Origin of the sequence: Treponema primitia ZAS-1 (assembly GCF_000297095.1) — a bacterium.
Classification (GTDB): domain Bacteria; phylum Spirochaetota; class Spirochaetia; order Treponematales; family Breznakiellaceae; genus Termitinema; species Termitinema primitia_A.
In genome coordinates this window covers 1-23,878 of sequence record NZ_AEEA01000036.1, presented here as the reverse complement: position 1 = coordinate 23,878, position 23,878 = coordinate 1, and the positions used below count along the sequence as shown (strand labels likewise).

Annotated in this window: 22 protein-coding genes and 1 riboswitch; of the genes, 8 read left to right on the top strand and 14 right to left on the bottom strand. The window is 44.5% G+C overall.

What is annotated here, in order from left to right:
- The first annotated feature begins 4 nt into the window (after nucleotides 1-4).
- From TPRIMZ1_RS18510 to TPRIMZ1_RS0105160, 3 genes are read left to right on the top strand one after another with little or no spacing between them, the layout of a single operon-like run.
- On the top strand, nucleotides 5-1,711 hold the full coding sequence (locus TPRIMZ1_RS18510) for an AIPR family protein (RefSeq protein WP_010255973.1): 1,707 nt from the start codon (nucleotides 5-7) through the stop codon (nucleotides 1,709-1,711).
- Nucleotides 1,708-3,873: a sensor histidine kinase gene (locus TPRIMZ1_RS18505; RefSeq protein ID WP_010255972.1), complete on the top strand. Its 2,166-nt coding sequence runs from the start codon at nucleotides 1,708-1,710 to the stop codon at nucleotides 3,871-3,873. Before TPRIMZ1_RS18510 ends, TPRIMZ1_RS18505 begins: the two co-directional genes overlap by 4 nt.
- Nucleotides 3,873-4,952 (top strand): response regulator, encoded by a 1,080-nt coding sequence (locus TPRIMZ1_RS0105160; RefSeq protein WP_010255970.1) that lies wholly within the window; start codon nucleotides 3,873-3,875, stop codon nucleotides 4,950-4,952. Before TPRIMZ1_RS18505 ends, TPRIMZ1_RS0105160 begins: the two co-directional genes overlap by 1 nt.
- Nucleotides 4,953-4,961: 9 nt before the next feature.
- On the opposite strand, the gene TPRIMZ1_RS0105155 is transcribed toward TPRIMZ1_RS0105160, so the two are convergent.
- From TPRIMZ1_RS0105155 to TPRIMZ1_RS0105085, 14 genes are all read right to left on the bottom strand, one after another.
- A complete protein-coding gene (locus tag TPRIMZ1_RS0105155; protein ID WP_232616744.1) occupies nucleotides 4,962-6,029 on the bottom strand; it encodes a DNA cytosine methyltransferase in 1,068 nt (355 codons plus the stop codon).
- A gap of 3 nt (nucleotides 6,030-6,032) precedes the next feature.
- Nucleotides 6,033-6,458 (bottom strand): very short patch repair endonuclease, encoded by a 426-nt coding sequence (locus tag TPRIMZ1_RS18500; protein ID WP_010255966.1) that lies wholly within the window; start codon nucleotides 6,456-6,458, stop codon nucleotides 6,033-6,035.
- Nucleotides 6,459-6,479: 21 nt separating this feature from the next.
- Complete coding sequence (locus tag TPRIMZ1_RS19995) at nucleotides 6,480-6,767, bottom strand: helix-turn-helix domain-containing protein (RefSeq protein ID WP_010255964.1); 288 nt, start codon at nucleotides 6,765-6,767, stop codon at nucleotides 6,480-6,482.
- A gap of 283 nt (nucleotides 6,768-7,050) precedes the next feature.
- Nucleotides 7,051-7,860, bottom strand: a complete 810-nt coding sequence (locus tag TPRIMZ1_RS0105135) for an adenosylcobinamide-GDP ribazoletransferase (protein WP_010255962.1) — start codon at nucleotides 7,858-7,860, stop codon at nucleotides 7,051-7,053.
- Nucleotides 7,860-8,906, bottom strand: a complete 1,047-nt coding sequence (gene cobT / locus TPRIMZ1_RS0105130; RefSeq protein WP_010255960.1) for a nicotinate-nucleotide--dimethylbenzimidazole phosphoribosyltransferase — start codon at nucleotides 8,904-8,906, stop codon at nucleotides 7,860-7,862. The genes TPRIMZ1_RS0105135 and cobT overlap by 1 nt, the downstream gene beginning before the upstream one ends.
- Entirely contained in the window at nucleotides 8,893-9,660 is a 768-nt protein-coding gene (cbiR, locus tag TPRIMZ1_RS0105125) for a cobamide remodeling phosphodiesterase CbiR (protein WP_010255959.1), read from the bottom strand. The genes cobT and cbiR overlap by 14 nt, the downstream gene beginning before the upstream one ends.
- The gene (locus TPRIMZ1_RS0105120; RefSeq protein ID WP_010255958.1) at nucleotides 9,657-10,193 is read right to left on the bottom strand and encodes a bifunctional adenosylcobinamide kinase/adenosylcobinamide-phosphate guanylyltransferase; all 537 of its coding nucleotides are present in this window, start codon (nucleotides 10,191-10,193) and stop codon (nucleotides 9,657-9,659) included. Before TPRIMZ1_RS0105120 ends, cbiR begins: the two co-directional genes overlap by 4 nt.
- Nucleotides 10,194-10,208: 15 nt before the next feature.
- The gene (locus tag TPRIMZ1_RS0105115; protein WP_010255957.1) at nucleotides 10,209-11,525 is read right to left on the bottom strand and encodes a nitrogenase component 1; all 1,317 of its coding nucleotides are present in this window, start codon (nucleotides 11,523-11,525) and stop codon (nucleotides 10,209-10,211) included.
- Nucleotides 11,494-13,671: a nitrogenase component 1 gene (locus TPRIMZ1_RS0105110; protein WP_010255956.1), complete on the bottom strand. Its 2,178-nt coding sequence runs from the start codon at nucleotides 13,669-13,671 to the stop codon at nucleotides 11,494-11,496. Before TPRIMZ1_RS0105110 ends, TPRIMZ1_RS0105115 begins: the two co-directional genes overlap by 32 nt.
- Nucleotides 13,664-14,431 carry an ABC transporter ATP-binding protein gene (locus TPRIMZ1_RS0105105; RefSeq protein ID WP_010255955.1) on the bottom strand — a complete coding sequence of 256 codons (768 nt, stop codon included), beginning with the start codon at nucleotides 14,429-14,431 and terminating at the stop codon, nucleotides 13,664-13,666. The genes TPRIMZ1_RS0105110 and TPRIMZ1_RS0105105 overlap by 8 nt, the downstream gene beginning before the upstream one ends.
- A gap of 9 nt (nucleotides 14,432-14,440) precedes the next feature.
- A complete protein-coding gene (locus TPRIMZ1_RS0105100) occupies nucleotides 14,441-15,454 on the bottom strand; it encodes a FecCD family ABC transporter permease (protein WP_010255954.1) in 1,014 nt (337 codons plus the stop codon).
- Complete coding sequence (locus TPRIMZ1_RS0105095; RefSeq protein WP_010255953.1) at nucleotides 15,441-16,346, bottom strand: ABC transporter substrate-binding protein; 906 nt, start codon at nucleotides 16,344-16,346, stop codon at nucleotides 15,441-15,443. Before TPRIMZ1_RS0105095 ends, TPRIMZ1_RS0105100 begins: the two co-directional genes overlap by 14 nt.
- Nucleotides 16,339-18,357 carry a TonB-dependent receptor plug domain-containing protein gene (locus TPRIMZ1_RS0105090; RefSeq protein WP_010255952.1) on the bottom strand — a complete coding sequence of 673 codons (2,019 nt, stop codon included), beginning with the start codon at nucleotides 18,355-18,357 and terminating at the stop codon, nucleotides 16,339-16,341. Before TPRIMZ1_RS0105090 ends, TPRIMZ1_RS0105095 begins: the two co-directional genes overlap by 8 nt.
- A gap of 1 nt (nucleotide 18,358) precedes the next feature.
- The gene (locus TPRIMZ1_RS0105085) at nucleotides 18,359-20,020 is read right to left on the bottom strand and encodes a hypothetical protein (RefSeq protein WP_010255951.1); all 1,662 of its coding nucleotides are present in this window, start codon (nucleotides 20,018-20,020) and stop codon (nucleotides 18,359-18,361) included.
- Between the two features lie 121 nt (nucleotides 20,021-20,141).
- A riboswitch (cobalamin riboswitch) is annotated at nucleotides 20,142-20,339 on the bottom strand.
- A 139-nt stretch (nucleotides 20,340-20,478) separates the two neighbouring features.
- Here TPRIMZ1_RS0105085 and rpmH point away from each other — a divergent pair.
- Genes rpmH through jag form a run of 5 tightly spaced genes read left to right on the top strand, consistent with a single transcriptional unit; the run spans nucleotide 20,479 to nucleotide 23,868 of the window.
- On the top strand, nucleotides 20,479-20,634 hold the full coding sequence (gene rpmH / locus TPRIMZ1_RS0105075; protein WP_010255950.1) for a 50S ribosomal protein L34: 156 nt from the start codon (nucleotides 20,479-20,481) through the stop codon (nucleotides 20,632-20,634).
- 36 nt (nucleotides 20,635-20,670) lie between these two features.
- Nucleotides 20,671-21,036: a ribonuclease P protein component gene (gene rnpA / locus TPRIMZ1_RS0105070; RefSeq protein ID WP_010255949.1), complete on the top strand. Its 366-nt coding sequence runs from the start codon at nucleotides 20,671-20,673 to the stop codon at nucleotides 21,034-21,036.
- Nucleotides 21,036-21,254 carry a membrane protein insertion efficiency factor YidD gene (gene yidD / locus TPRIMZ1_RS0105065; RefSeq protein WP_010255947.1) on the top strand — a complete coding sequence of 73 codons (219 nt, stop codon included), beginning with the start codon at nucleotides 21,036-21,038 and terminating at the stop codon, nucleotides 21,252-21,254. The genes rnpA and yidD overlap by 1 nt, the downstream gene beginning before the upstream one ends.
- Nucleotides 21,255-21,293: 39 nt before the next feature.
- Complete coding sequence (gene yidC, locus TPRIMZ1_RS0105060) at nucleotides 21,294-23,126, top strand: membrane protein insertase YidC (RefSeq protein WP_010255945.1); 1,833 nt, start codon at nucleotides 21,294-21,296, stop codon at nucleotides 23,124-23,126.
- Between the two features lie 34 nt (nucleotides 23,127-23,160).
- Complete coding sequence (gene jag, locus TPRIMZ1_RS0105055; RefSeq protein WP_010255942.1) at nucleotides 23,161-23,868, top strand: RNA-binding cell elongation regulator Jag/EloR; 708 nt, start codon at nucleotides 23,161-23,163, stop codon at nucleotides 23,866-23,868.
- The last annotated feature ends 10 nt before the right edge of the window (nucleotides 23,869-23,878 follow it).

Genomic DNA, 23,878 nt, shown 5'->3' with positions numbered 1-23,878 from the left:
TGTCATGTCTAATGATATAATTTTGTTGAACAGCACATTGAATCAACTACACTCACAAATGGCTAATTCTATGACAGAATCAGATTTTTTTGGTTTATTTGTAGCAGAACAGATTATTAAAGATTATGATTTAACTTATGAAGAGATTGAAGATGGGATTGTAGATGGTGGTGATGATGGAGGCATTGATGCGATTTTCATTTTTATTGATCATGAATTATTAACAACTGATTTTGAAATTGAAACTGTAAAAAAATCTCCTAATATCAGTATATTTTTATTGCAATCAAAAACATCTTCAAGTTTTTCTGAAATTCAAATCGCTACTACAATTTCAAGTTTATTGGAACTATTTGATTTATCCAAAAAAGAAAAAGACCTTAAAGATAAATACAATTCAAAGATACTTAATAAAGTATTTTTATTCAGAAATGCATATATAAGTCTTTCAACAAAGCATCCTGTATTAAATATTAAATATATTTATGCTACTAAGGGTGATAAAACTACTATTCATCATAAGGTAAAAAGCAAGGGAGATCAACTTCGTAAAGAATTAATGAACACCTTATCAGGTTCAGATGTCGAAGTAAAATATTTTGGAGCAAGAGAATTATTAGACCTTGAAAGAGTTGAAAAAAAATATACTCTACAGCTCAAATTTGAGGAAAATTATATATCAAGGGAAGATAATTATATTGTTTTATCAAATTTATACGAATATTATTTATTTGTTTCTGATAATGACAATTTGCGTAACTATATTTTTGAATTTAATGTCAGGGATTATGAAGGTAATGTTGAGGTAAATAAAGACATTGAAAATAGTCTTATCGAAAATAAGGATATTGATTTTTGGAATCTAAATAATGGTATAACTATTATTTGTTCTAAAGCAACTATAGTCGGAAAAACAATTTCTATGGATGACGTGCAAATAGTCAATGGTCTACAGTCAACACATATTATTTTTAAATATCTTAGTTCAAGACAGGATAAGAACGATGAAAAGCGATCTATTCTTATTAAAATCATTGTAACAAATGATGCCGCTAGGATGGATAAAATAATAAAAGCAACAAATTTTCAAACAAGGATCAAAGATACATCATTTAAGGCTACAAATAATATTCAAAGAGATATTGAAAAATATTTTTACCAAAATGGATGGTATTATGAAAGAAGGAAAAACTTTTATAGAAATGCTCATAAACCCTTTGAAAAAATAATAAGCATTTCTTATTTAGCTCAATCTGTCTTGACTATAATATTAAAAGAACCAAATAATGCCAGGGGCAGGCCAACGACATTGCTAAAAAGAGACGAAGATTACCAAAAAATATTTAACAAAAATCTTGATTATTCAATATTTCTTTTTTGTGCAAGGCTTATGAAGGAAATTGATAAATTCATAAAATCAAAGAAAATGAATGTGCCTTGGCAAGACTTGTCCAATGCTAAGTTTCATATAGCCTTGCAATTTCTATTTAATCTTCTTTCTACTGATTATAATGTCAATGATATTGATAAAATAAAAAATAATCCTATTTCTACAGAAGAATTAGAAAAGGCGGCAAAAATTATTATCAAAAAAATAAAAACATATAATTCAAAGACAATAGATATTTCACCGGACAAAATCGTAAAATCAAAAGAATTCTTAGAATATTTATTAAAGACACAGCCTAATATTGCAAGGAATAAACTATGAAAACCGAGCAAATACAGTTTAAATTCCACCCCCGTGTATTCAACTCATTAGGCGCCGATTTGGTAACCGATGATATTGTTGCGATTATTGAACTCGTTAAAAATTCCTATGATGCCGGGGCTGCTGAAGTCATTATATCCTTTGTCAAAGAGAAGACAGGAGAAATTTATCTGGAAATTATGGATAATGGTAAAGGAATGACTAAGTCAATTATTGAAACAGTCTGGTTCACCATTGCGACACCGTATAAGGAAAAAAATAACAGTATAAAAATAAAAACTATGGAACGTAAGGTTAGCGGAGAAAAAGGACTAGGCAGATTGTCCACTGCCCGGCTTGGTAGTATATTAGAGATGTATACAAAATCAGACGACGAAACTTGTTGGAAAGTAACCTTAGACTGGAATAAAATTGCTGATTCCCAAGATGAATCTACAATGGGCGGCAGTATAGAAAAATCGGTATTTCCTTTCAAAAAATATGAATCAGGAACAATTCTTAGGATAAAGAATCTATATAAAGATTGGAATGATGAAGATACCCTGACAGAAATGATTGAAGAATTAAAAAATAATTTATCAAGATTTGTATCCCCTTTCAATAAAATCGAAAAAACCGGTGCTTTTAAAATTTCATTAAAAACTCCGTTATCAGAAACTGATATTAAAATCAAAAGCCCTGAATATCTTAATTCCCCGATATATTTGATAAAAGGTCATGTGGAAAATGACGGTACTGTAAAATATGAGTATAAATATAATGATGGAACAAAAAGAAAAACAAAAAAGGGAATTATTGCTAAACCCGAAATTATACCGGAATCCTCTGCCAAATCTCAAGATGATAAAAATGTCTCATCGAAAGCGAAAGAAGTCGTTTTTTGTGGTTCCTTTGAATTTGAATTTCGCGTATGGGATGTGGATTCTGAAAGCACGGAATTATTTACCAATAGATTTGATATAAAGAAGAAAGATCTTCGTAATACTATTTCTTATCACAAGGGTATATCTGTATATCGTGATGGTATTCTTGTATTGCCAAAAACGGATACTGCCCGTGATTGGCTTGGCCTTGATCTTAGGAGAATCAGCCGTGTCGGTGAACGTATTAGCAACAGGCAAATAATCGGATATGTATCAATCACTAATGAAAATAACCCCGCAATAATTGATTCAAGCAACCGGGAGGGCTTTAAAGATAATAAAGAATTACGTGTATTTAAAAAATATTTAAACAAGATTGTAAAAAAAATGGAAGACTATCGATCTGATAGCCGAACCGAAGGCGGCCATACAGAACCTCCGTTTTCAGATATCTTGAATAGGATATTTCCCGGAGATTTGAAAGATAAGGTTGAAGCAATAATAAAAAACAAGGGGAATTACGATGATATTCTAAATGCTATTAGAGAATATGAAACTGATGTAGATAAGGCAAAGGAAGACCTTAGTAAGCGTGCTTATTACTATAGCCGAATGGCAACAATCGGTACTTTGTCATCTTTTCTTATACATGAAATACGGGGCAGAACAGGAGATATTACCGACTTGCATAATGATTTACGCAAACAGGAAAAAAATGAAATAATAAAATGGAGTATCATTAAAGATTCCCTGCCTCCTGCTGAAAATGCAGTAACATCGTTAGAATCATTGGCAGATAGATTTTCTCCCTTGGCAATTAAACGAATCAATAAAGCAAAAAATATTTGCGATCCGGTTAATGAATTAGAAACTATCATAAAATTATTTAAACAGGATTTAGGGAAAAATGGTATAATGGTCAAACATAATAATATTTCTGCAATTTTATCAGTATTTCCAGGAGAAATGAGTTCTATTTTTTTTAATCTTTTTTCAAATGCCATATATTGGTTGAATAATGCTGATAAAAATAATAAGGTTATAGAAATACAATTTAACCTGAGTTCTGATAAGACCAGATTAAATATTCGTTTTCACGATTCAGGCCCAGGGATAGAAGATGGAATGGAAGAAAAAATATTTTGGCCCGGTATTACAAATCGGACGGATGGTTTTGGTATGGGTTTAACTGTTGCGTCCGAACTTGTTTCTCAATATAATGGCAAAATGACGCTCATAAAGCCAGGAAAATTTGATGGGGCAACATTTAAATTTGATTTACCAATAAGGAGCAAATAATGAATATTTTATTAATTGATGATGAAGACCGCGTTTTTGATAGACTTAAACGTACCTTTAAAGATCAAGATGATATAATAATCACGCATTGCAAAAATTTTCACCATTTTGAACGATATTTGAGCTTATATAAAATAGATATAATGATACTTGACTTGAATAATGATGGTGGTATAACAGGTGAAACAGAAACCGGTAGTAAAATATATAATACGGTTTATGAAAAATATTTTTTACCATTGATTATATATTCAGGATATTCTGATAATTATGATAACCCACATGAAGATAATATTTTTATAAAAAAAATACAAAAAGGTTCGAGTGATATAAAGCAATTGAAATCTGCTATAAATGAATTCAAGTTGTTTGTTGAAAAGAAAATCTCAATAACAAGTTCCATTAATAAAAATATTAGTAATGTTTTTCGTGATACTTACCAAAAATTTAGTAAAGCGAAATCTACAGATATTGGATCAAGAACTGACCTATTTACAAATTTAATGCGCAGAAGATTAGCGGCATCTTTTGATTATGGTTTAGATACCGGATCAATAAAAGCATGGGAAATTTACCTGTATCCCCCTCTTGATTCTAACAACTTGTTGATGGGTGATATAATTAGGAAAAAAGGTGAAGATAAAAATAATCCCGCATCTTATAAAATTATTCTGTCGCCTTCATGTGATTTACAACAAGGTCAAGACCCGGTAGAGAAAGTAATAGTCGCTACTTTTAAGCAAATCAGAGAGGCTTATAATAAAAAAGATAAAATTAAACAAGGCATACTAAGTACATCATCTCCTAATAGGTTTATGATATTTCATGAACTTTTTGGGGAATTTCCGCATATGGCTTGTGATTTAAAATCATTAGAGATAATTAATTTTAATAAAATAGGTCAGGAAGCCGATAAAGAATTTGAAAAAGTTGTATCAATAGACAGTCCTTTTCGAGAATCATTATCTTGGGCATTCTTGCATATTAATGGACGCCCTGGTTTACCAAATCGGGATTTTAAGTCATGGGAAGAAGATATAAAGAAAAAATGTTTTATAGAACCGGAACCTTCTCAATAAATGCAGAAACTATTTTACCATTTGATAGTGTTCGGCTATTTTAACTGCAATCTGTGAAGCAAATATGGGGGGGACAGCATTACCTATTTGCCTGGCAACAACAGAATCTGTGTTTCCTGAGAAATAATATTTTTCGGAAAATGTTTGCAACAAAGCGCCTTCAAGAAGAGAAAGGGCTCTGTCCTGTTCCGGATGACCAAACCGACCATTTGATATGCTATTAAATCTTGTTGTTATAGTAGGGGCCGGCTCCTCCCATTTCATACGCCCGTAAACATCCTTGAAAATATTATCCTTATCTTTATAAGCATTTATTTGTAAATCAGGATCATCCTTCCACGCTAACCGTGTGCCACCATTATGAGGAGTTTTCTGTAATCTTTTTAAATTATTCTCTGAAATACTTGCGGATCGATGCAGAGGTAAATCATTCGATTTTTCACCCGCATTTATTTGAGGTAATTTCTTTATATAATCCTTAAGGGTTTTACATTTTTTTAAATTTTCAGGAAAAAGCGGATCGCTTCCATTTCTGGTAGCTATGAGAACAAAACGAACTCTTTTTTGAGGCACTCCGTATTTTGACATATCAATTTTTTGTTTTTTATATTTATATCCGTGCTTATCAAGGAAATTCAAGAAACGTTTTAAACCGCTTTCTTCCGGCTTTGATTCAATGCCGGGGACATTCTCAATTACTATATAGCCTGGTTTGTAATATCTGACAAAACGTGTAAAATCCAATAATAAATTTTTTGATTTTTCCGATTTTCCTCGTTCGGTATTTATTTTTGACCAATGCTGACAGGGGCTACAACCAATCATTATAAGTCCGTCATCATTTTTTTCAACGTCAAATTTATTTTTAAAATGATTGCTGGGAAGTTTTTTTATATCTTTTAAAATAAATTTAGAATTAGGATGATTCTTTTCATATGTCTCTTTACAGGCCGGATCGATATCTATTCCGGCTAATACCCGAATCCCCGTAGATTCAAAGCCTTCGGTCATGCCGCCTCCGCAACAGAAAAAATCAATGGCGGTTAGATTATTTTTCATACTGCGACTATCAGGCACATCCTACTCCTTTAATTTATATTTTAGAGCCAAATGGTTCTTTCTAACTGAAAATGTAATATGCTTATGCAGGATATCACATTCCCAACAAACTATCACAAACCACCCCAAACTTTCAAGCCTTTCAGACTTTAGCTTATCGCGTTGTACTGTATCACTTATTTTATTTTCCCAAAATATGGTATTTGTACTAGGCAATTTTGATTTTTTACATTCTTTATGTCCATGCCAGAAGCAACCATTTATGAAAATTATAGTCTTATATTTTGGTAAAACAATATCCGGCGTTCCCGGTAACTTCTTAACATTAAGCCGATATCTAAATCCCTGCCGAAACAACTCCTTCCTCACAATTAATTCCGGCTTGGTATTTTTGGATTTAACAGCCGCCATATTCAAACTTCGCTGTACTTTTGTCTTATTATCCATAATCAACTCAAAATATAATATTCAACCTGCTAGTACCTTAGAAACCATATCAGGAGCCTTCTCAATAACCTTCAAGTAAGCCCGTGCTGCCGGGTCAGGACAACGTTTTCCCTGTTCCCAATTACGGAGGGTATAAAGAGAAAGGCCGAAACGGTTTGCAAAAGCAGGTTGTGAAAGCCCCATTTGTTGCCGTATCGCCTTTACGTCAATCTTTTCCGGAATATGAATCCGGTATGCGTCTTTCGATAATTCACCGCGAGAGATTTCAACCGCCTTTTTCATACTTTCAACAATTCGGCTTCCGTTCACTCTTACTCCTTCGGTTTTACGATAATCAGCTTTATAATCCTAACTTCTTAATGATAAGCCATTGGATGACTATTGTCAACGATTATTATGAAATCGGGGACAAATTTTCCCGTCCACTACCTAACGGCCAGGCGACACTCATCCTCAAATATGTCAAAGCCGAAGAGTACGTATTTTTCGCCAATGCGACTGCTCAACTCAAATAATTCATCGGGATGTCTTTGCGCCTACTCCGATAAATACTCACTCTGGTGGAGTGTAATACCGATTGTATTACATCGAATTAATTTTTTATGATATAGACCGCCAGCAAATACAGAATTTCCCCGGTTTCCACCGCCGCGCCCAGGGCATCCCCGGTATAACCCCCCAGGGATTTTCCGTAGAGCCGTGCATAAAATAACGCCGTAAGGGGGCCAATGAATATCATCGGAAAAAACGCCGGAGAAGCACCTGAGCCTAAAAAACCTGTATCAAATCTTAAAGAAATAAATAACCCGGCCAGATTTAGCAGGCCCCAGACAAGGAGTATCCAGAGCAGTAATCCGGTAACAATGCCCAAGACACAGCGGATCGGTTTTGAATCCCTGGTCAACGCACCAAGACCGCCGGAGTTTGCAGGTTTAGTCATGCAGGGGACCAGGGACGCGGCGAATCTGCCGCAGAGAGGATAGGCCAGTATTACTGCGGGATACCGGAAGATGAACGGCGAAAGGGCGGAGAGGAGGACAATTTTTAGGGAAAGGACAGAAAATCCCGCAAAAAATCCGTACACGCCGGTACGGGAATCCTTTAAGATGGCCTGCCGCTTTTCCCGGTCCACGGTTCCTAAAAAAGCATCCGCAGTATCCATAAGCCCGTCCAGATGGAAAAGGTTAAAACAAAGATACTGGGTTATAAGAACGATGATACCGGTAAGCAGGGGATTATCCCAGAGAAGGGATAATCCTCCGAATATCAGAAATCCTACCAGGGCTGGGCAAATTCCCGTAACGGGAAGATAGAAATCTATCCGGGAAGGATCAAAGGTAAACTTGAGCTTAACCGGGATACGCGAAACCACACTGAAGGTTGAAAGAAAGCGGTCGAACATCAGTACTTTTCTTCCGTCTTTTCACTGTCCGAAACATGGGCTTGGGAGAAGGACGCCATCTCCCGGGCCGCCCTAACTCCCAGCTCAACGATATGCCCGCCTATGACCGCACCGGTACCTTCCCCCAGACGCATATCAAGGTTCACGATGGGGTCCAGCCCCATGTGTTCCAGCAGCGGCTTGTGACCGGCGACCTTGGAAAGATGCCCCGCAAAAAGCCAGCCACGAACCTTGGGGTTTATCATATACGCCATATAGGCTGCGGCGCTTACGGGGAATCCATCGAGGACACAGGCAATACCCCTGCCCTCAAGTCCTAGGATGAAACCGGCCATCATGGCAAAATCGAAGGAACCGAGCTTTTGAAGTATAGCCTTCCCATCCTTGGGAGGATTTCTGTTTTTCACGGCGTCCTGTATGACCTGCCGCTTATGCTTCAGCATGGTATCGTCAATACCGGTTCCCCGGTCTACCATGTCGTCGATATTAAAACCCGCGGCGACAAGCATGGCCGCCGCAGTACTGGTGTTTCCGATACCCAGGTCGCCGATGGCGGTCATATCCAGCCCCCGGTCCGCCGCATCCTGAGCCAGGGCTTTTCCCCGGGCCAGGGCCTTTTCGGTTTCCTCCGGGGTAAGGGCATCTTCCTTAAAACTATTCCTGCAGCCGCTGCCAATCCGCGCACGTACAAAGGAACACACCGGCTTTATTTCATTATCCGGGGGAAAATCTTCACCGATCACCCCCGCGTCCACCAGGGTGACATCCCATCCGGTTCCCCCCGCCAGGGCGTTTATCCCCGCCCCGCCAGCAAGGATGTTGAACACCATCTGCCGGGAAACCTCCTGGGGGTACAGGGACACCCCTTCTGTGGCGATACCATGATCACCCGCAAATACGTAGATTCCCTTTTTCTCAAGCTTGGGGGGAACCTTTCCCTGTATCTCCGCCATCTTAATGCAATAGGTCTCCAGCTTCCCCAGGCTTCCCCGGGGTTTGGTAAGATCGTCCAGATGCGCTTCAATCGCAGCTTTAATGTTTTCCATATATATGCCTCCTAATTGAGTTTATCCCGGCAGCCACTTCTTCCCAGGAAAAAACTTCCATGTTTATATTTCCAGCAAACTGCCGGAGCAGAGGGAGCAGCTCCCCAAACCATTTTTCTTCAGCCCGGACTGGCCGGTGATCCGCTAAGCGCCCATCAACGGCCGCCTTTTCCCGATCAACGCCGTGGAGGTGTATCTCCCCAATACGATCCGAATGTTCCTTAAAAAACTCCGCTGGGCTTTTCCCATCCATGAGCAGATGCCCCGTGTCCATACATATCCCCAGACATTCCAAATAGGGCAGCAGCGCATCAAGTCTCCCGGCGTTGGTGTTCTCCGCGAGGAAACGATAGGGAGAGCCCGCCGCTCCGGCCTTCGATGGATATTTTTTGGCCCAGCCATTGACCAGGGCTCCCTGGGCTGGGGCATCTTCCGGCGGGCCTGGGTGAACAATAAAACTACGTACCAGGGGATTAAGTCTGTTCACCAGTTCCTCGTGTTCCGGTAAAAGAGGATCCGGCAGATGGGCGGTAAAAACAAAGCGGTCCGCAAATTGCCCTATCCCCTCCCATTCGGCATCCAGCTGATCTCGAATTTCACCATCGTATATAAAAAACAGTAATTCTACACCCTGAACTTCGCTCTTGTCTTCCAGGAACCGCAAATTTTCCAGATAGGTACCGGGGATAACCCAGGACGGAACCAAAAGCCGGGCTTTGGGGAAGATACCTGCCACAGGTGATGGTTCCATCATTTAACCCTCAGGGGTATACCGGAAACCATGAGCTCCACCCGATCCGCAGCGGCGGCGATCCTTCGATTGGCCTCCGCCAGGAGTAGATTGTAGCGCCTAGTGGTCTCGTCAAAGGGAACATTTCCCAGCCCCGTCTCGTTGGTAACAACGATACAATCCTTCATTTCACTAATCGAAGATTCCAGGAGCCGGGGAAAATCGTCTTCCCGCTTATAGTACATGATGTTGTTTACCCACAGTGCTAAGCAGTCCACCAACACACGCTGTCCAGCAGCGGCAATCGCCCGGTCCAGTTCCAGGGGCTCCTCAATGGTGATGAAACCTTGAGCTTTGTCCCGGCCGGCTATACCGCCAAGGACGGCCCGCTCTTCCCGGTGCCGCTTTATGCGGAGTTTCATCTCATCGTCCAGGGCTTCCGCGGTGGCAATAAAGGAAACCGGCGACTCCGGTGAAACCTGCCATTCCTGTACGGCTATGTCCAGGGCTCGCCGGGACTTCCCCGATTTAATTCCGCCGGTGATAAGTATGATCATGGTTCCTATCCTCCCCTAGGGTATTACAAAACGTAAACCGTTTAAAATCTGTTCCAGAAGGAACAGCGCACCCTGCCCGCCAAAAATAGTTTTTTCGGTAATATCAAGATACCCCAGAACAGGAAGCATAATTTCTATACCGCAGAATCGCTGTCCGTATAACTTTAATTCCGCAACGGTGTTCCCATCGCCTAGTAAAATGTGGGTAGTGGTTTCGATGATGGACTTTTGCAATGTTTCCTGATAATGGATACCGGTAAGAAATATCCGCAGTTTTTCTGTGAATTCAGTATCAGATTCAGGCAGAACAGAAATTGCTGCGGGGATCATGCCCAGGTAGCCGCAGAGCCATTTTGTCAGGGCATAGGCCGTGGAAGCTTCGGCCTTTAGGGAAAACAAGGTCCCCTTGGGCAGCCCCAGGAGGGAAGAAAAACGGGACAGGTACAGGTAGGCCCGGGCCCGCGCACGATCTATGAGTTCCAATGCTTTTCCGGGATCGGCGCCCAGGGCTTCACAGACCTGCCGCACAAAGGAGGATGCAGCGTCGAAGCCCATGGGGGGCCCCTCCTCCGGACACAGGCAAGGCATCCCATATTCTTTATGCAGGAATTCAGCAATCATCCTGCCATACTCCGGATAAACAATCACATTCAATGCGGCTTCGGCCATCCGGCGCAGCGCCGCTGTGTCATCCCCTGCTCCCGGCGCAGCGATCACTTCAATATCGCAGAGACCGAGCAGGTTTTTCAGGGTCAGGTAATTTTGATCGTAGTATTTCTGATAAATACACAGGCCAAGGAGGTTTACTGTTTTTTTCTTTGCTTCACCTTCGGATGTCAGCCCAGTAGACCTTAACCCAATGGCTTTCATGGCGCCTATAATTGCATTTTGATACCCCAAACCAAAGCTGCCGGAAAACCCGGTATTCTCCATGGAAAAACAAGGGATATCCTTCACTTCCTCTTCCAGAAACCGGGACAGATCGTCACCGATGAGGGCTGCTCCGGGGGAATTGATCACCGCAATAAGGGCGTATCCCTTTTTTACTACCGTCCTGAGGATGTTTGCAATTTTCTCGCCGCCGCCGAAAACATAATCATTACCGTCCAGATAAGTGGATGGGACCCTGGGCTGACCAAAATAAAAGCCTTCAATAAACTCCAGAGGATTATAGGAGGCGGTACGCAAAAACTGGCTGTCGCTGATGGCGCTATGATAGAATTTACAGCCCGTGGGACCGTTTAATACGACGCAGGCGTCGCTTATGCCTTCCAGGGCAAAAATAGCGCCGGTAAAGCTGTCAGGAGCTATATTTTCTGAATAGTAATTCATCCTGCCTCCAGCCTTCTTTTAAGTTCATTTTAAAAATTTCCGCCCACCGGTTTGCGAACAGAAGACCGCTCAAAAATCCTGCGGTGGGACACAGGGGTATGGTGTCGGTTAAAATGGATTGATCCTGTTCATTTGATCCATAATTGGCAAGCAGCAGATCCGGCTTAACGCGGGCAATGTCAGCTTCCCGTCTGCCGTGATCATAAGGAACGTACAATTCCTGTATGTACTCTTTAAGATCCGTCATAAAATTATTATCCTGGGAGAAATTTAGGATTCCTACAAAAGAAATCTTCATTCCCAGGTCAAGGGCGGTTTGCAGCATCCAGTCAATATTTTGATTGTAGGTAATAACCATAAGCCGCCGCCCCTCAAGGTATGGTTTAATACGGTCAATCCCATCCTGATACTGTTTTCGATAGTCCGTCACAATCGCATCGGTTTTATCCTTTTCTTTATGAAAATACTCACCAATACTGCGGACCCAGTCACAGCTTTCCCGGAAGCCTATGGGGAAGGGCTTATCCAGAAACTCCGCGCCGAATTCGGTTTCGAGGAAAGTCCTGATGGACCGTCCCATATAATCCCCATAGGCAAGGAGGTTGAGTTTTCCCCGCCTGAAGCGGCGGATCTCATCAACCGTGGTTTCACAGATAAAATGACAGTTAATGCGTATACCGAAGCGATCCAGGATATCCTTTACATACCGGAAACTTTTCTCCCGGGCATTGGTTTCCGACTTTTCCGCAACAATATTAACCGTATCATTTTCGGGTATACAGTTTCTGTCGATAAGCGCACGGGCCGTTTCCCTATAGGCCATCAGTATACCCTGAAGATAATCCCCTTGGATATTACCATCGGTCAATACGGGGACGATCCTTGTTGCATCATCCGCCAGATCCTGAACAAACCGGAGATCATCGCCGATAATTCCACTGGGACAGGTTGTCAGAATAAACAATACCTTTGGGGAGCGGGCCTTAGCTTCAAGAATTTTTTGCCGGAGTTCGTCGGCGCCGCCGAATATCATTACCCCCTCGTTCATTTCAGAGGAAACCACCGGCGGTGAGGATCCGTAGGGGAGGACAATCCCCCGTTCCAGAAGGAAACGCCGTGGGATTGAGGTGATACTTTGATACGTAATATGAGCGCAGCTCCTGGGACCATGGGCGATACTAATACTGTCATCTATCTGGGTAGTGATACTCATAGCCCCGCTGAAGGCGCAGCCGTGCAGGGGTTCCCGTGATACGAGGCTCTTGGAAAAAAAGGCCTGCTGTTGAGGAAGGGTTTTAAGTACCGGGTGAACCGGCGCCTGTTTCTGTACCGGTATTGCTTTTTTCCCAAGAATCCGCTCTTCCAGTTCCTCATCGGAAAGCGGCGCCGGGGCATAGAACTCCTTCTGGGAATGGATTTTATCCGCCAGGATTGCAAATTGTTCCGCCAAGTCCGAATCGAGGAAGGCTTCTACGAGACACTTCCCCTCGCGCTCGCAATCGGAAAAGAGATCACTTCTGGGGAAGCGGGCAATTAGGGGGAGACCAACGGCATCGCAGAAACGCTTGACCCGATCTTCTTCCTCCACCAAGCCCCGGGAGTTGAAGATGATCCCACCGGCGCGGTCTTTGTTCAGATCGTAATTACCAAGCCCCCGCAGAATATTATTGGCCGCATAGATGGCCATGAATTCCCCGGAAGTAACGATATACACCTTTTCTGCGTAACCCCGCCTGATGGGTACCGCAAAGCCGCCGCAGACCACATCCCCCAAAACATCATAGATGATATCATCGTAGTTATTCTCTTTTATACCCAGCCGATCCAAAAGCTCAAAGGTACTTAATATACCCCGGCCCGCACAGCCCACCCCCGGTTCAGGCCCGCCGGCTTCCACGCAGTGCACACCGAAAGCTCCAGTGTGGACAATATCGGAAAGGTTACATTGGTCGGGACTTTTTCCTTTAAGGTAATCCAGTACCGTGGTAATCCGTTCCCCGTGGAGCAGAAATCTGGTGGAATCGTGTTTTGGGTCACAGCCTATCTGCAGGATCTTCTTTCCCTGCCGCCCGAGAACCGCGGAAATATTCGAGGATATGGTCGATTTGCCGATCCCACCTTTTCCGTATATGGCTATTTCAGACATGGGTATTCCGCCAATTTTCCAGAGATTCCAGCATGAACTTCCGGATGTCCATACCATACACCGCCTTTAGAGTTTCTCCGTTCAGAACCGTTTCAGGATCACCATAGGAAATAAGTTTTCCATCAGCCATAATCGTAGTGGTGTCCGCAAAACTGCGCGCCAGATTAAGGTCATGCAGTACACCTATAACCGTTCTGTTATTAGCCTTTGCCCAACTTATCAAATATTGCAGTAATTCTACCTGATGTTTCAGGTCCAGATGATTGGTCGGTTCATCCAACAGAATGATATCAGGGTTCTGCGCCAGGGTCCGGGCTAAAAATACCCGCTGCAATTGGCCGCCGGAAAGCTCATTTATCATCCTATCCTTCTCATTGAAGATCCCCAGCTGTTTGAGAATGTCCGTGATAATTTCCCTGTCCTCTACGGAAAGACTTTTCAGAAACCCCTCTGTATGGGCATAACGTCCCAGAGAAACCGTATCATAAACACTGTAGGGAAAATATATTTCCGAATTCTGACCCATGAGGGCTATTTTTTTAGCCAGATCCCTTCTGTTGTAGGAAGATACCTCCCGGTTATCAACAATGATGTTTCCCCGGTAGCTCAGTATCCGGGCAATGGACTTTAGCAGGGTACTCTTGCCACAGCCGTTAGGTCCAAGGATACAGAGAAATTCCCCCTTCTCCGCCCTGAGACTGATATCATGAATAACATCGACCCCATCGTATCCGCTATACAGGTTTTTTATTTCCAGCATAAGAGCCGCCTACCTTTTCCCAAAATATACCCAGGCAAAGAAGGGTGCGCCGACAAGTGCGGTTATAGCCCCCACCGGTAATTCCGAAGGAGAAACGATAGTCCGGGCGATAAGGTCGGCTACCACCATCAGGGATCCGCCAAGAATAAAAGACATGGGTATCACATACCGGTGGTTTGATCCCACAATTTTTCGCGCCATGTGGGGGGCAATAAGATCCACAAAACCTATGGTACCGCTTAACGAAACTGCCGCTCCGGTAAGAATGGTGGAGAATACAAACAAATGTTTCCGCACCTTTTCTGTTTCCACCCCAACGGATTTTGCCTGATCCTCCCCAAAGGTAAGGATGTCCATTTCTTTGGTGTACCGGATAATCCCCAGGGTTCCAATTATAAAGAAGGGAAGCATAACCCTGACATAAGACCAGCCTTTGAGTGCGAAGCTCCCCATCTGCCAGGTGATCAGGCTCTTTAGCTCCTCCCGGTACAGAGCCATAAGGGTGGTGAGCAGAGCTGAAATAAAGAGAGTAAAAACCATACCGAAGAGAATAATAGTATTGTTCGACATGGTTTTATCAAGTTTTGAAGAAAAGCTAACAACGATATACACCGTTAACAGGCCGAATAAAAAACCCGCCACCGGCATGGTTAATCCACCTACCAGGGGTATTGCAAACCCGGTGAGCATAATCAGGGCCGAACCCAGGGTTGCGCCGGAGGAGACCCCCAGAATATACGGTGTGGCAAGATGGTTTTTCAAAACCGACTGGATAACGGCGCCGCTCATGGCCAAGGAACCGCCCACGATAAAGGCCAGCAACACCCGGGGCAGGCGCAGAAGCCAGACGATAGATACATCCCGGGGTTCGATGCCTTCCGTAAGGGATATGGGCAGAATTTTTTCGATGATAATTCTCAGGGTGTCGTATATACGGATATTGGAACTCCCGATGGAAGATCCGGCGCAAACTATTACGGCGGCGAGTACGGAACCGATGAGTATCTTCCTAGAATTTTTCATATTTATCCGGATACACCGCCTTTGCCATCTGTTTTAACGCGAACAGTATCCGAGCCGAGGGCCGGGACGCCGAATTGGTATCCACCCGATAAATTGCGTTATTTCTTACCGCGGTGATATGTTCAAAACCCTCCCTGTTTTTTATTTCTTCCGATGGGGTGTATCTCTCCGGAAGACCGGTAATTATAACATCGGGGTTCCTTTCCAGTATAGCCTCGGCGCTGGGAAAGATCACCCCTATCTGATCGGCGAATATATTAACGCACCCTATGACGGTTATCATTTCATGCAAATACGTATTCTGCCCAATAGTCACCAGTTCCGGCGGGGGGGATATCTCAAAATAGACGGTCTTCTTGTTTTCTATTGTTCTTCCTACGGCGGCTATTTCCGCAATCTGAGTTTTCATGGATAATGATAACTCCCTGCCCCGCTCGCTCACGTTCAGCATGTCCGCCACAAATTCTATATCCCTGCATATGCCGTCTATACCGGAACTCAGGGGTATATACACCACGGGAATACCCGCTTCCCGTATCAGCTTAAAGGGATCATCCCCGGCGCCAAGGTTATTATGACCGTTTGATATGATGATGTCTGGGTTGATGCCGATTATAGCCTCTGCGTCGGGGAAGAAAAAATCTATCAGGGGCAGATCCTGCTTTACCCCCTCTATATCCAGGGAGTACTTGTCTATGGCAACCAGCTTATCCGCCAGCCCCAGATCCACAATTATTTCCGTACTGGAAGGGGCGGTGGATATGATCTTGTTGATTTGGCCGGAGACGGATACGGTATTCCCCCCCCGGTCGGTCAGGAGCCGTGCGGTTTTTTGGCTGCAACCGGATAGTAATAATGTTGCTAAAATGCAGAGGACGAGGGGTTTAGTCATGGCGCTTTCCTTCTATATTAAACCGCAGTCCCAGGGTTACGGTAATGCCGGGCATGGGGTATTCGTCAAAAGACTCGTATGAAATGTCGAGGATATTCCGCGCCGATGCAAATGCGGTAAAAACATTGCCAAGTTTTTGATTAATAATAATATCGATTAATACAGGGAAATCTACTTCGGTAATATTTTGCGTATCGGAATACCGCAGACTTTCGTGGCGTCCGGTAATCAGGATTGAACCGCCATAAGAGGCGGAACCAATTTCCCATGGAATATCCAGGGAAACACCTATGGTGTGCATAGGCATATAGGGGATGCGCTTTTCATCAGACCAGGTATAACCGTAACTTAAGATGTAACTAAGAAGGAATTGATAGGAAAGGTTTACCCCGATTTTTTTAAAAGGACCCTTTGCCAGAGGAATGTCAATACCTGCTTTGGAATCCCATCCAAAGAAATCCGCCTTCCCCACATTATAGGGCTTCCAAATGCCATCACCGCCGGCGGACCAATGGATTGAATCATCGGTCATCTGCGCAAAAAGAGTGCTTTCAAGGTTGACCCATTTTTTAAACCGGTATGCAAAAATAAGATCCGTGCCCCAGCCGTCTTCAGGCTTCAGGTCGGGATTACCCTGGGTATAGGCATCCCTTGGCCAGTAGAGGGCTTCGAAATCGGGAAATTTGAAGCTGCGGAAATAGTTATTCTTGATGGTAAGATCATCCGTGGCATACCACACAAACCCGAGCTTTGGAACCGGAACTGCCGAATTAGGGTCAAATACTCCTTTTATCGAAGGGATGATGAGGAATTTTGTATGGGGCTGGTATTCCAGGGTCAGATATACACCGCCATCATGCCTATCTTTGTTTAACATTTCTGTAGAGTCCAGCGTGACATAACGGTAGTCGCCGCCCACCCTGACTGTTAAGAATGATAAGGGAAACCATGCCCAGCGGTTGATCGTGGTAATGACGTGTTGATCATGTGTGGAAGACGCCCCCGCGGCAGGTTCAAACCAAATGGTGGTCCATCCATGGCTAAGGGAAAATTCAGTGGAAAGATCGTCCCTGAAAGCCCGGGGCATGTCGAGCAGAATATTCTGCCGGGTTGAAAAGTCATCCTGTGTTCCATATGTAAACGAATATCCACCGGTGGGAATATTTTTATCCCCATAATAAATATCCCCCGAAAAAATCACCTTTGTTAAATCGGGGAGAGCCCAGATCAGGGACGTCGATGCTCCCCCGTCCAGGACTTCGTTGTTTTCTTTACGGCGGTCCCTATCATGATTATCCTTGTAGGGATAGTGGTTCCCTGCGCGGTTTCCAAACAGATTGGTCCTCCAGGAAAAAATTTCCGATCCATGCCCCAGAGAAAAACTTAGACTTTGGGTGTCCAGCAGATCCTTCATCTCAGGTTCACCGGTTTCCCCCCCGCGGATATAATATTCTTTCGGCCTATAGCCGGTATTCGAAAGACTGGCCCCAATACTCCAGCCGGGTTTTTGTTTTTTAACGGTGATAATATTAATAACCCCGCCCAGGGCGCCAGTCACGTTATATTTGCTATCCGATCCACCATAGATTATTTCAATACGATCAATGGCGTCCAGATTGAGCTGGTTAATTTCAAAATCTCCGGACATGGGGGAATTGACGGGCACCCCATCTATAAGGAAGGCAACCCGCTCCGAATCAAAACCCCGTAAATTAATACCCGTCTGATTGCCGTAGGGACCATAGCGGGTAAATCCAAGGCCCGCCGTTTCCTGCAGCAGGGTTGCAAGATCCGGCGCCTGGATTCTATCAATTTCCTCTTTTGTAACCGTAACCATCTGCTGGGTTGTCTCCGGGCTTCCGGTAACGGTAATCCCCTCATTTTCTATAAGAAGCATATCATCGTCAAAAAAATCTTCATCCACCTCATCGGAATAAAGGGGAAAGAGGAACAATAAACCGATAATACAAGCCGGTAGCAAACTACCGGCCTTAAACCTTCTTAGGGTCATTTTACTGAGCGCCAGCTACGGGCACATCCGTTGTTTTAGTCTGAACAGTAACACCGCTCCAACTCAACACATAATCAGTTTCCGTGTCAATATTAAATTTTTCTTTAGCCGCAGCCAAGGTAGTGGTTTCCGAACCGTAGGGTTCTGAAGCATTATAGGGGCCGCAAATTTTAGCTGTCGTATCGCTAAGCTGGCTATACCATACGGACTGGAAATTTCCGGGCGGATCAAAAGGACCGTCTAATATAGTTACATCCGGATAGTTTGAGTAATCATAATCATAGTATTCCGGCTTTGGAGAGGTATATTCAATTATAATAACCCCGGAGGCATTATCAAATTTTTCAACATCCCTGATAGTTCCCTTCCAGCTTGCGGTATAGTTATTTCCAGTCTCATCGCTGCTACCGTATTCAATGGTTGTGGAGGTAATAATATACCACTCAGCAGCGTTGCCGGTACCGTATACAAGCCTCCAATTACCGACTAGCTTTGCATCAAGCGCAGGGGAATTACCGGATCCAGCTACGGGCACATCCGTTGTTTTAGTCTGGGCGGTAACACCGCTCCAACTCGACACATAATCAGTTTCCGTATCAATATTGAATTTTACTTTAGCCGCAGCCAAGGTAGTGGTTTCCGAACCGTGGGGTTCTGAAGCATTATAGGGACCGCAAATTTTAACTGTCGTATCACTAAGCTGGCTATACCATACGGACTGGAAATTTCCGGGCGGATCAAAGGGACCGTCTAATATAGTTACATCCGGATAGTTTGAGTAATCATAATCATAGTATTCTGGCTTTGGAGAGGTATATTCAATTATAATAACCCCGGAGGCGTCGTCAAATTTTTCAACATCCCTGATAGTTCCCTTCCAGTTTGCGGTGTAGTTACTTCCAACCCCATCGCTGCTGCCGTATTCAATGGTTGTGGAGGTAATAATATACCACTCAGCGTTGCCGGAACCGTATACAAGTTTCCAATGACCGGCTAACTTTGTAGGGGTAGAACCCCCGGACACATACTTTTCGATGGTCCCTATAATGATTTTACCGGTGGCCGATACCGTTATGTTGATTATCGCCGTTTTTCCATCGGCTTTTGCCGAAATGGCCGCTACACCGGCCTTAACCGGAGTAATTTTTATAACACCGCTGACCACATCTACGGTTGCTATTGTACCGTCACTGGAAGAGGCGCTTGTTGCGATTAAACCCAATGTTGCTACGGTATTTTTGGGACCGTCTTTAGGTGTAATGTCAAAATTAACTGGTACATCCGGATCATATTTGGTAATCGACCCTATGGTGATTGCGCCATCCGAGAGAACCGTCACAGTAAACGTAGCTTCCTTGTAGTCACTATCGAATACCGAAATATTCGCCGTTCCTTCGCTGATTGAAGTAACAACAATTTTGCCATCAGAAATGTTCACTATTGCCACATCGGAGTTACTGGAAGAGACAGATGTTCCAACCAAACCCAGAGTAGCTGCATCATTCAGAGTGGAGGATTCGCTTTGGGATGAGAATGTGGTCCCCCCACCAGTATCACATCCAAGAAAAGACAGTACCCCCATAACAAGACCCAATACAAGAACCAGGGAAACTGCCCGCCGTAAGGCGCTGGGTTTCCCAACCGAAGAATTGTGTGTAAACATGGCTTTACTCCTTTCCGAAGAAAAGGAGCCTGGGAGCGGAATCGAACTTTTGGTCCGCCGCCCTGCGGAAAAAATACCGGATTAGCAATTCGGCTTTTTTCTCATGGCTCTATCCTCGAAGCCCGAAAAATTGTTGTATATCAAAGTTTCCTGGCTTATGGGCTGTTCTCCATCGGTCTTCCCAGGCGATATCGCCCAGTGACCGTCTATGATGGATCTTCCCAATCACAGTTACGGGTTAGCGGGGGATTCTCCGAACCAAAGGTCCGGCCCCTCTTCCTTTGAAATATACATTTAAAATATACGGTTTAAGCCGGGTATTTGTCAAGAAAAATAGGTGGTTTTGACAAGGACAAGGTTTGTTGACCACCTATTGATCTTTCTCTCCCATTTTCCTATACTAAATCTCTATTAATTTGCTTTCATGACCATTATATAGATAGATAGGAGAAATTCCCATGAAACGGACTTATCAACCCAGCAAAGTAAAGCGGAACCGTAAATTCGGGTTCCGGGCCCGGATGAAAACCCGCGGCGGAAGGCTTGTTTTAAAGCGCCGGCGGGCAAAGGGCCGGATTAAACTGACCGCTTCTGATGAAAAGAAGCCCTATTAGACGGTGCTTACGGAGCTTCCTGCGTGGGGAACTTCGTTGCAAGTAGCGTACGGGGCCTTTCGGTTTAAGCGAAATGAACGGTTAAAGAGTAGGGAAGAGATACGGGCGGTTTTTAACCATGGAAAGACGGTTAGCTGTCCGGGCGCAAAGCTGTTCCGGATGGAAAACGGGCTTTCCCATAACCGGATTGCTTTTACGTTTGCGCGGAAATTCGGAAATGCGGTGGAACGGAACCGGTGTCGGCGAGTTGGCCGGGAAGCGTACCGGCTTATGCAGAACCGGCTGAAAACAGGTTACGACCTGGTTTTACTGGTGTATCCGGGTAAGGATTTCCTGGCAGACCGGTTGGATCAGCTTAAAATGTTGTTTTCCAAGGCCGGTTTACTAACAGGAACTGAATAATGACGTTTTTACAAAAAGCGGCGTTGCTTTTGATCCGGTTTTATCAGCAAGCGGTTTCCCCCCATTTTCCCTCTCATTGCAGGTATGCGCCCAGTTGTTCCGTCTATACCTATGAAGCGGTGCGGAAATACGGCGCCCTCCGGGGCGGCTTCCTGGGACTTAGACGGATCCTGCGTTGTCATCCTTTCCATCCCGGGGGTTACGATCCGGTACCTTAGCGATGGGGAAAGCAGATAGACTTTCCCCTTGGAGTTTACATGGAAAAAAGAACATTACTGGCCGTGGTGCTTTCAATTGTGGTGATATCGGCATTCTACTTTATCCAGGGGGTATTTTTCCCTCCCAAACAGCCAAATACGGTAACAGAACAAAGCGGGGAACAGCAGGCGGCGCCTACGGCAATCGCCGAAATACCTCAGGCAGTTGATCCCGGGATTATCTCTGCGGAGGAGGCTCTCCCTGAAGAAACCCCCGTCAGCGCCGGTCCTAGTACGGAACAGCGGGTAACTATCGATACCGGCCTTGCCTCGGTGGTTCTGACCAATGTCGGGGGTGATGTGGTTTCCTATAAGCTTCGGGAACACAGTGACCAGGATGATTTTGTGGAAATGGTCCTCCCGGGGAATACAGAATCCCATGCTTTTACTATTGCCCTGGGGAATATCAACGCCCAGCCCATAAATTCCTTCTTCAACGTAACCCGGATTTCCAACTATATAATTGAATTTTCCCGGGATTTTGCAATTTCCGGGAGCGGAAATTCCAGCGGGAGCCGGGTCCGGCTGACAAAACGGTACGACTTCAGGCCCGATGAATATATGTTTGAGTTGACGATTACCCTGGACGGGGGGCAAACCCTGTCTTCTCTCAACTTTTCAGGGGGCGGCGCCTCCGGCGTTGCCTATACCCTGGGCTCAGCCCCCCAGTTCGGCCCACATTTCACAAAACTGGACCAACGCTATGAATATCGCCGCTATTATACCTTTAGCAATGGCAAATTCAAGAACGAAGGGGACCAGTCAAAGGTAGCTAAAAACAGCCCCATGACTATCAGTCCCGGGTATACCTGGGGCGCCGTGGCGGGTAAGTATTTTACCCTCATCGCAGTACCCTTGGCGAGTCAGGCGGAAATGGTTTTCTCCACCCGTTCCGAACCGGGGATATCAGACAGTTCCCGGTTGTACATGGTCCGGCCTGCGGTGAACGGTTCCCACACCGCCGATGTATACCGTTTCTACATGGGGCCCAAAAGCCAGAACGCCCTGGGGGTATACGATACGGCGGCCAACAGCTTTAAGCTTCGGGATTTGCAGCTCATCAAGGTTGCCAATACCAGCGGTTTTCTGGGACCCCTGGAAACCTTATTAAAATGGCTGCTCGTAATATTCTATAAAATAATTCCCAATTACGGGGTGGCGATTATTCTCCTTACCCTTTTGGTTAAGGTGGTCATGTTCCCCCTGACCAAAAAAGGTACCGAGTCAACCCTGCGTATGCAGACCCTCTCGCCGAAGATCAAGGAACTCCAGGAAAAATACAAGGACAATCCCCAGAAGATGAATGCCGAAATGGGGGCGCTCTACAAAAAAGAAGGGTACAATCCTCTTTCGGGATGTTTGCCCATGCTCGTCCAATTTCCAATTTTCTTTGCCATGTACAATCTCTTCAATACCCATTTTGATCTTCGCGGAGCTATGTTCATTCCCGGATGGATACCGGATCTATCCTTGCCCGAATCAATATGGAGTTTCGCACCTTTCCAATTGCCCCTTCTTGGGTGGAGCAATCTACGGGCTTTACCCTTCATCTATGTGGGCTCCCAGCTGCTCTACGGAAAGGTAACCCAAACCCCGGATCAGAAGGGCAATTCCCAGATGAAGATGATGCTCTATCTCATGCCCGTTATGTTTTTCTTCATCCTCTACGATGTTCCTTCGGGCTTGTTGGTGTACTGGATCATGTCCAATGTGTTGACCCTGGTTCAACAGCTTACTATTAACAAATATCTGGCCAAGAAAAAGGGGATATTGGCGGAAGCGCCGGCCCCTGCGCCGGTCCTGGTGCCGCCAAAAAAAAGGAAGAAAAGATAATCGTTTAAGTAATCTCTATCGCGAGGAGCGCGTTATGGTATATGAATTTGAAGGCCGTACCGAAAAAGAAGCAATCGATCGGGCGGCGGAAGAGCTGGGGCTTGAAAAGGATGGTTTCGATGTCGAAATCCTTGAAACCCAGCGTTCGGGTTTATTTAAGAAGGGATTTGTAAAAATCCAGGTTCATACCGACAAGCCGGTTACCTTAAATCCTTCCAAACCCAGTCCCGAAAATAGTCAATTCAGAGAAGCTGCAGTTTTTGGTGACCCGGAATCTCAAAATGAGTTTGAACAAAAACTGGTTGATTTTTTAGAAGGGCTTATCGAACGTATGGGGTATGGCGGAAAAGTAACGGTACTGTTCAGGGAAGAGCGGAAGATTGGTCTTAAGATCGATTCCGAGTATTCCTCTATCCTTATTGGAAAAAAGGGAAAAAACCTGGACGCCCTCCAGCTTTTGGTGAACATCTACGCCGGGCGCCAGGGCCGGGAGGATATGCGGGTCATCCTGGACAGCGAAAACTACCGGATCCGCCGGGAAGAATCGCTGGTTCGCCTGGCCTATACCGTGGCGGATCGGGTCCGGGAAAACCGCGGTTCGGTTTTGCTGGAACCCATGAACCCCTTTGACCGCCGGCTCATCCACACTACCCTGAACGACATCGCTGATGTGGAAACCAAGAGTGAAGGCGAAGGACTGTATAAGCAGGTCCGGGTCTTCTATCGTGGTAGTATGCGCTAAACAGAAAAGG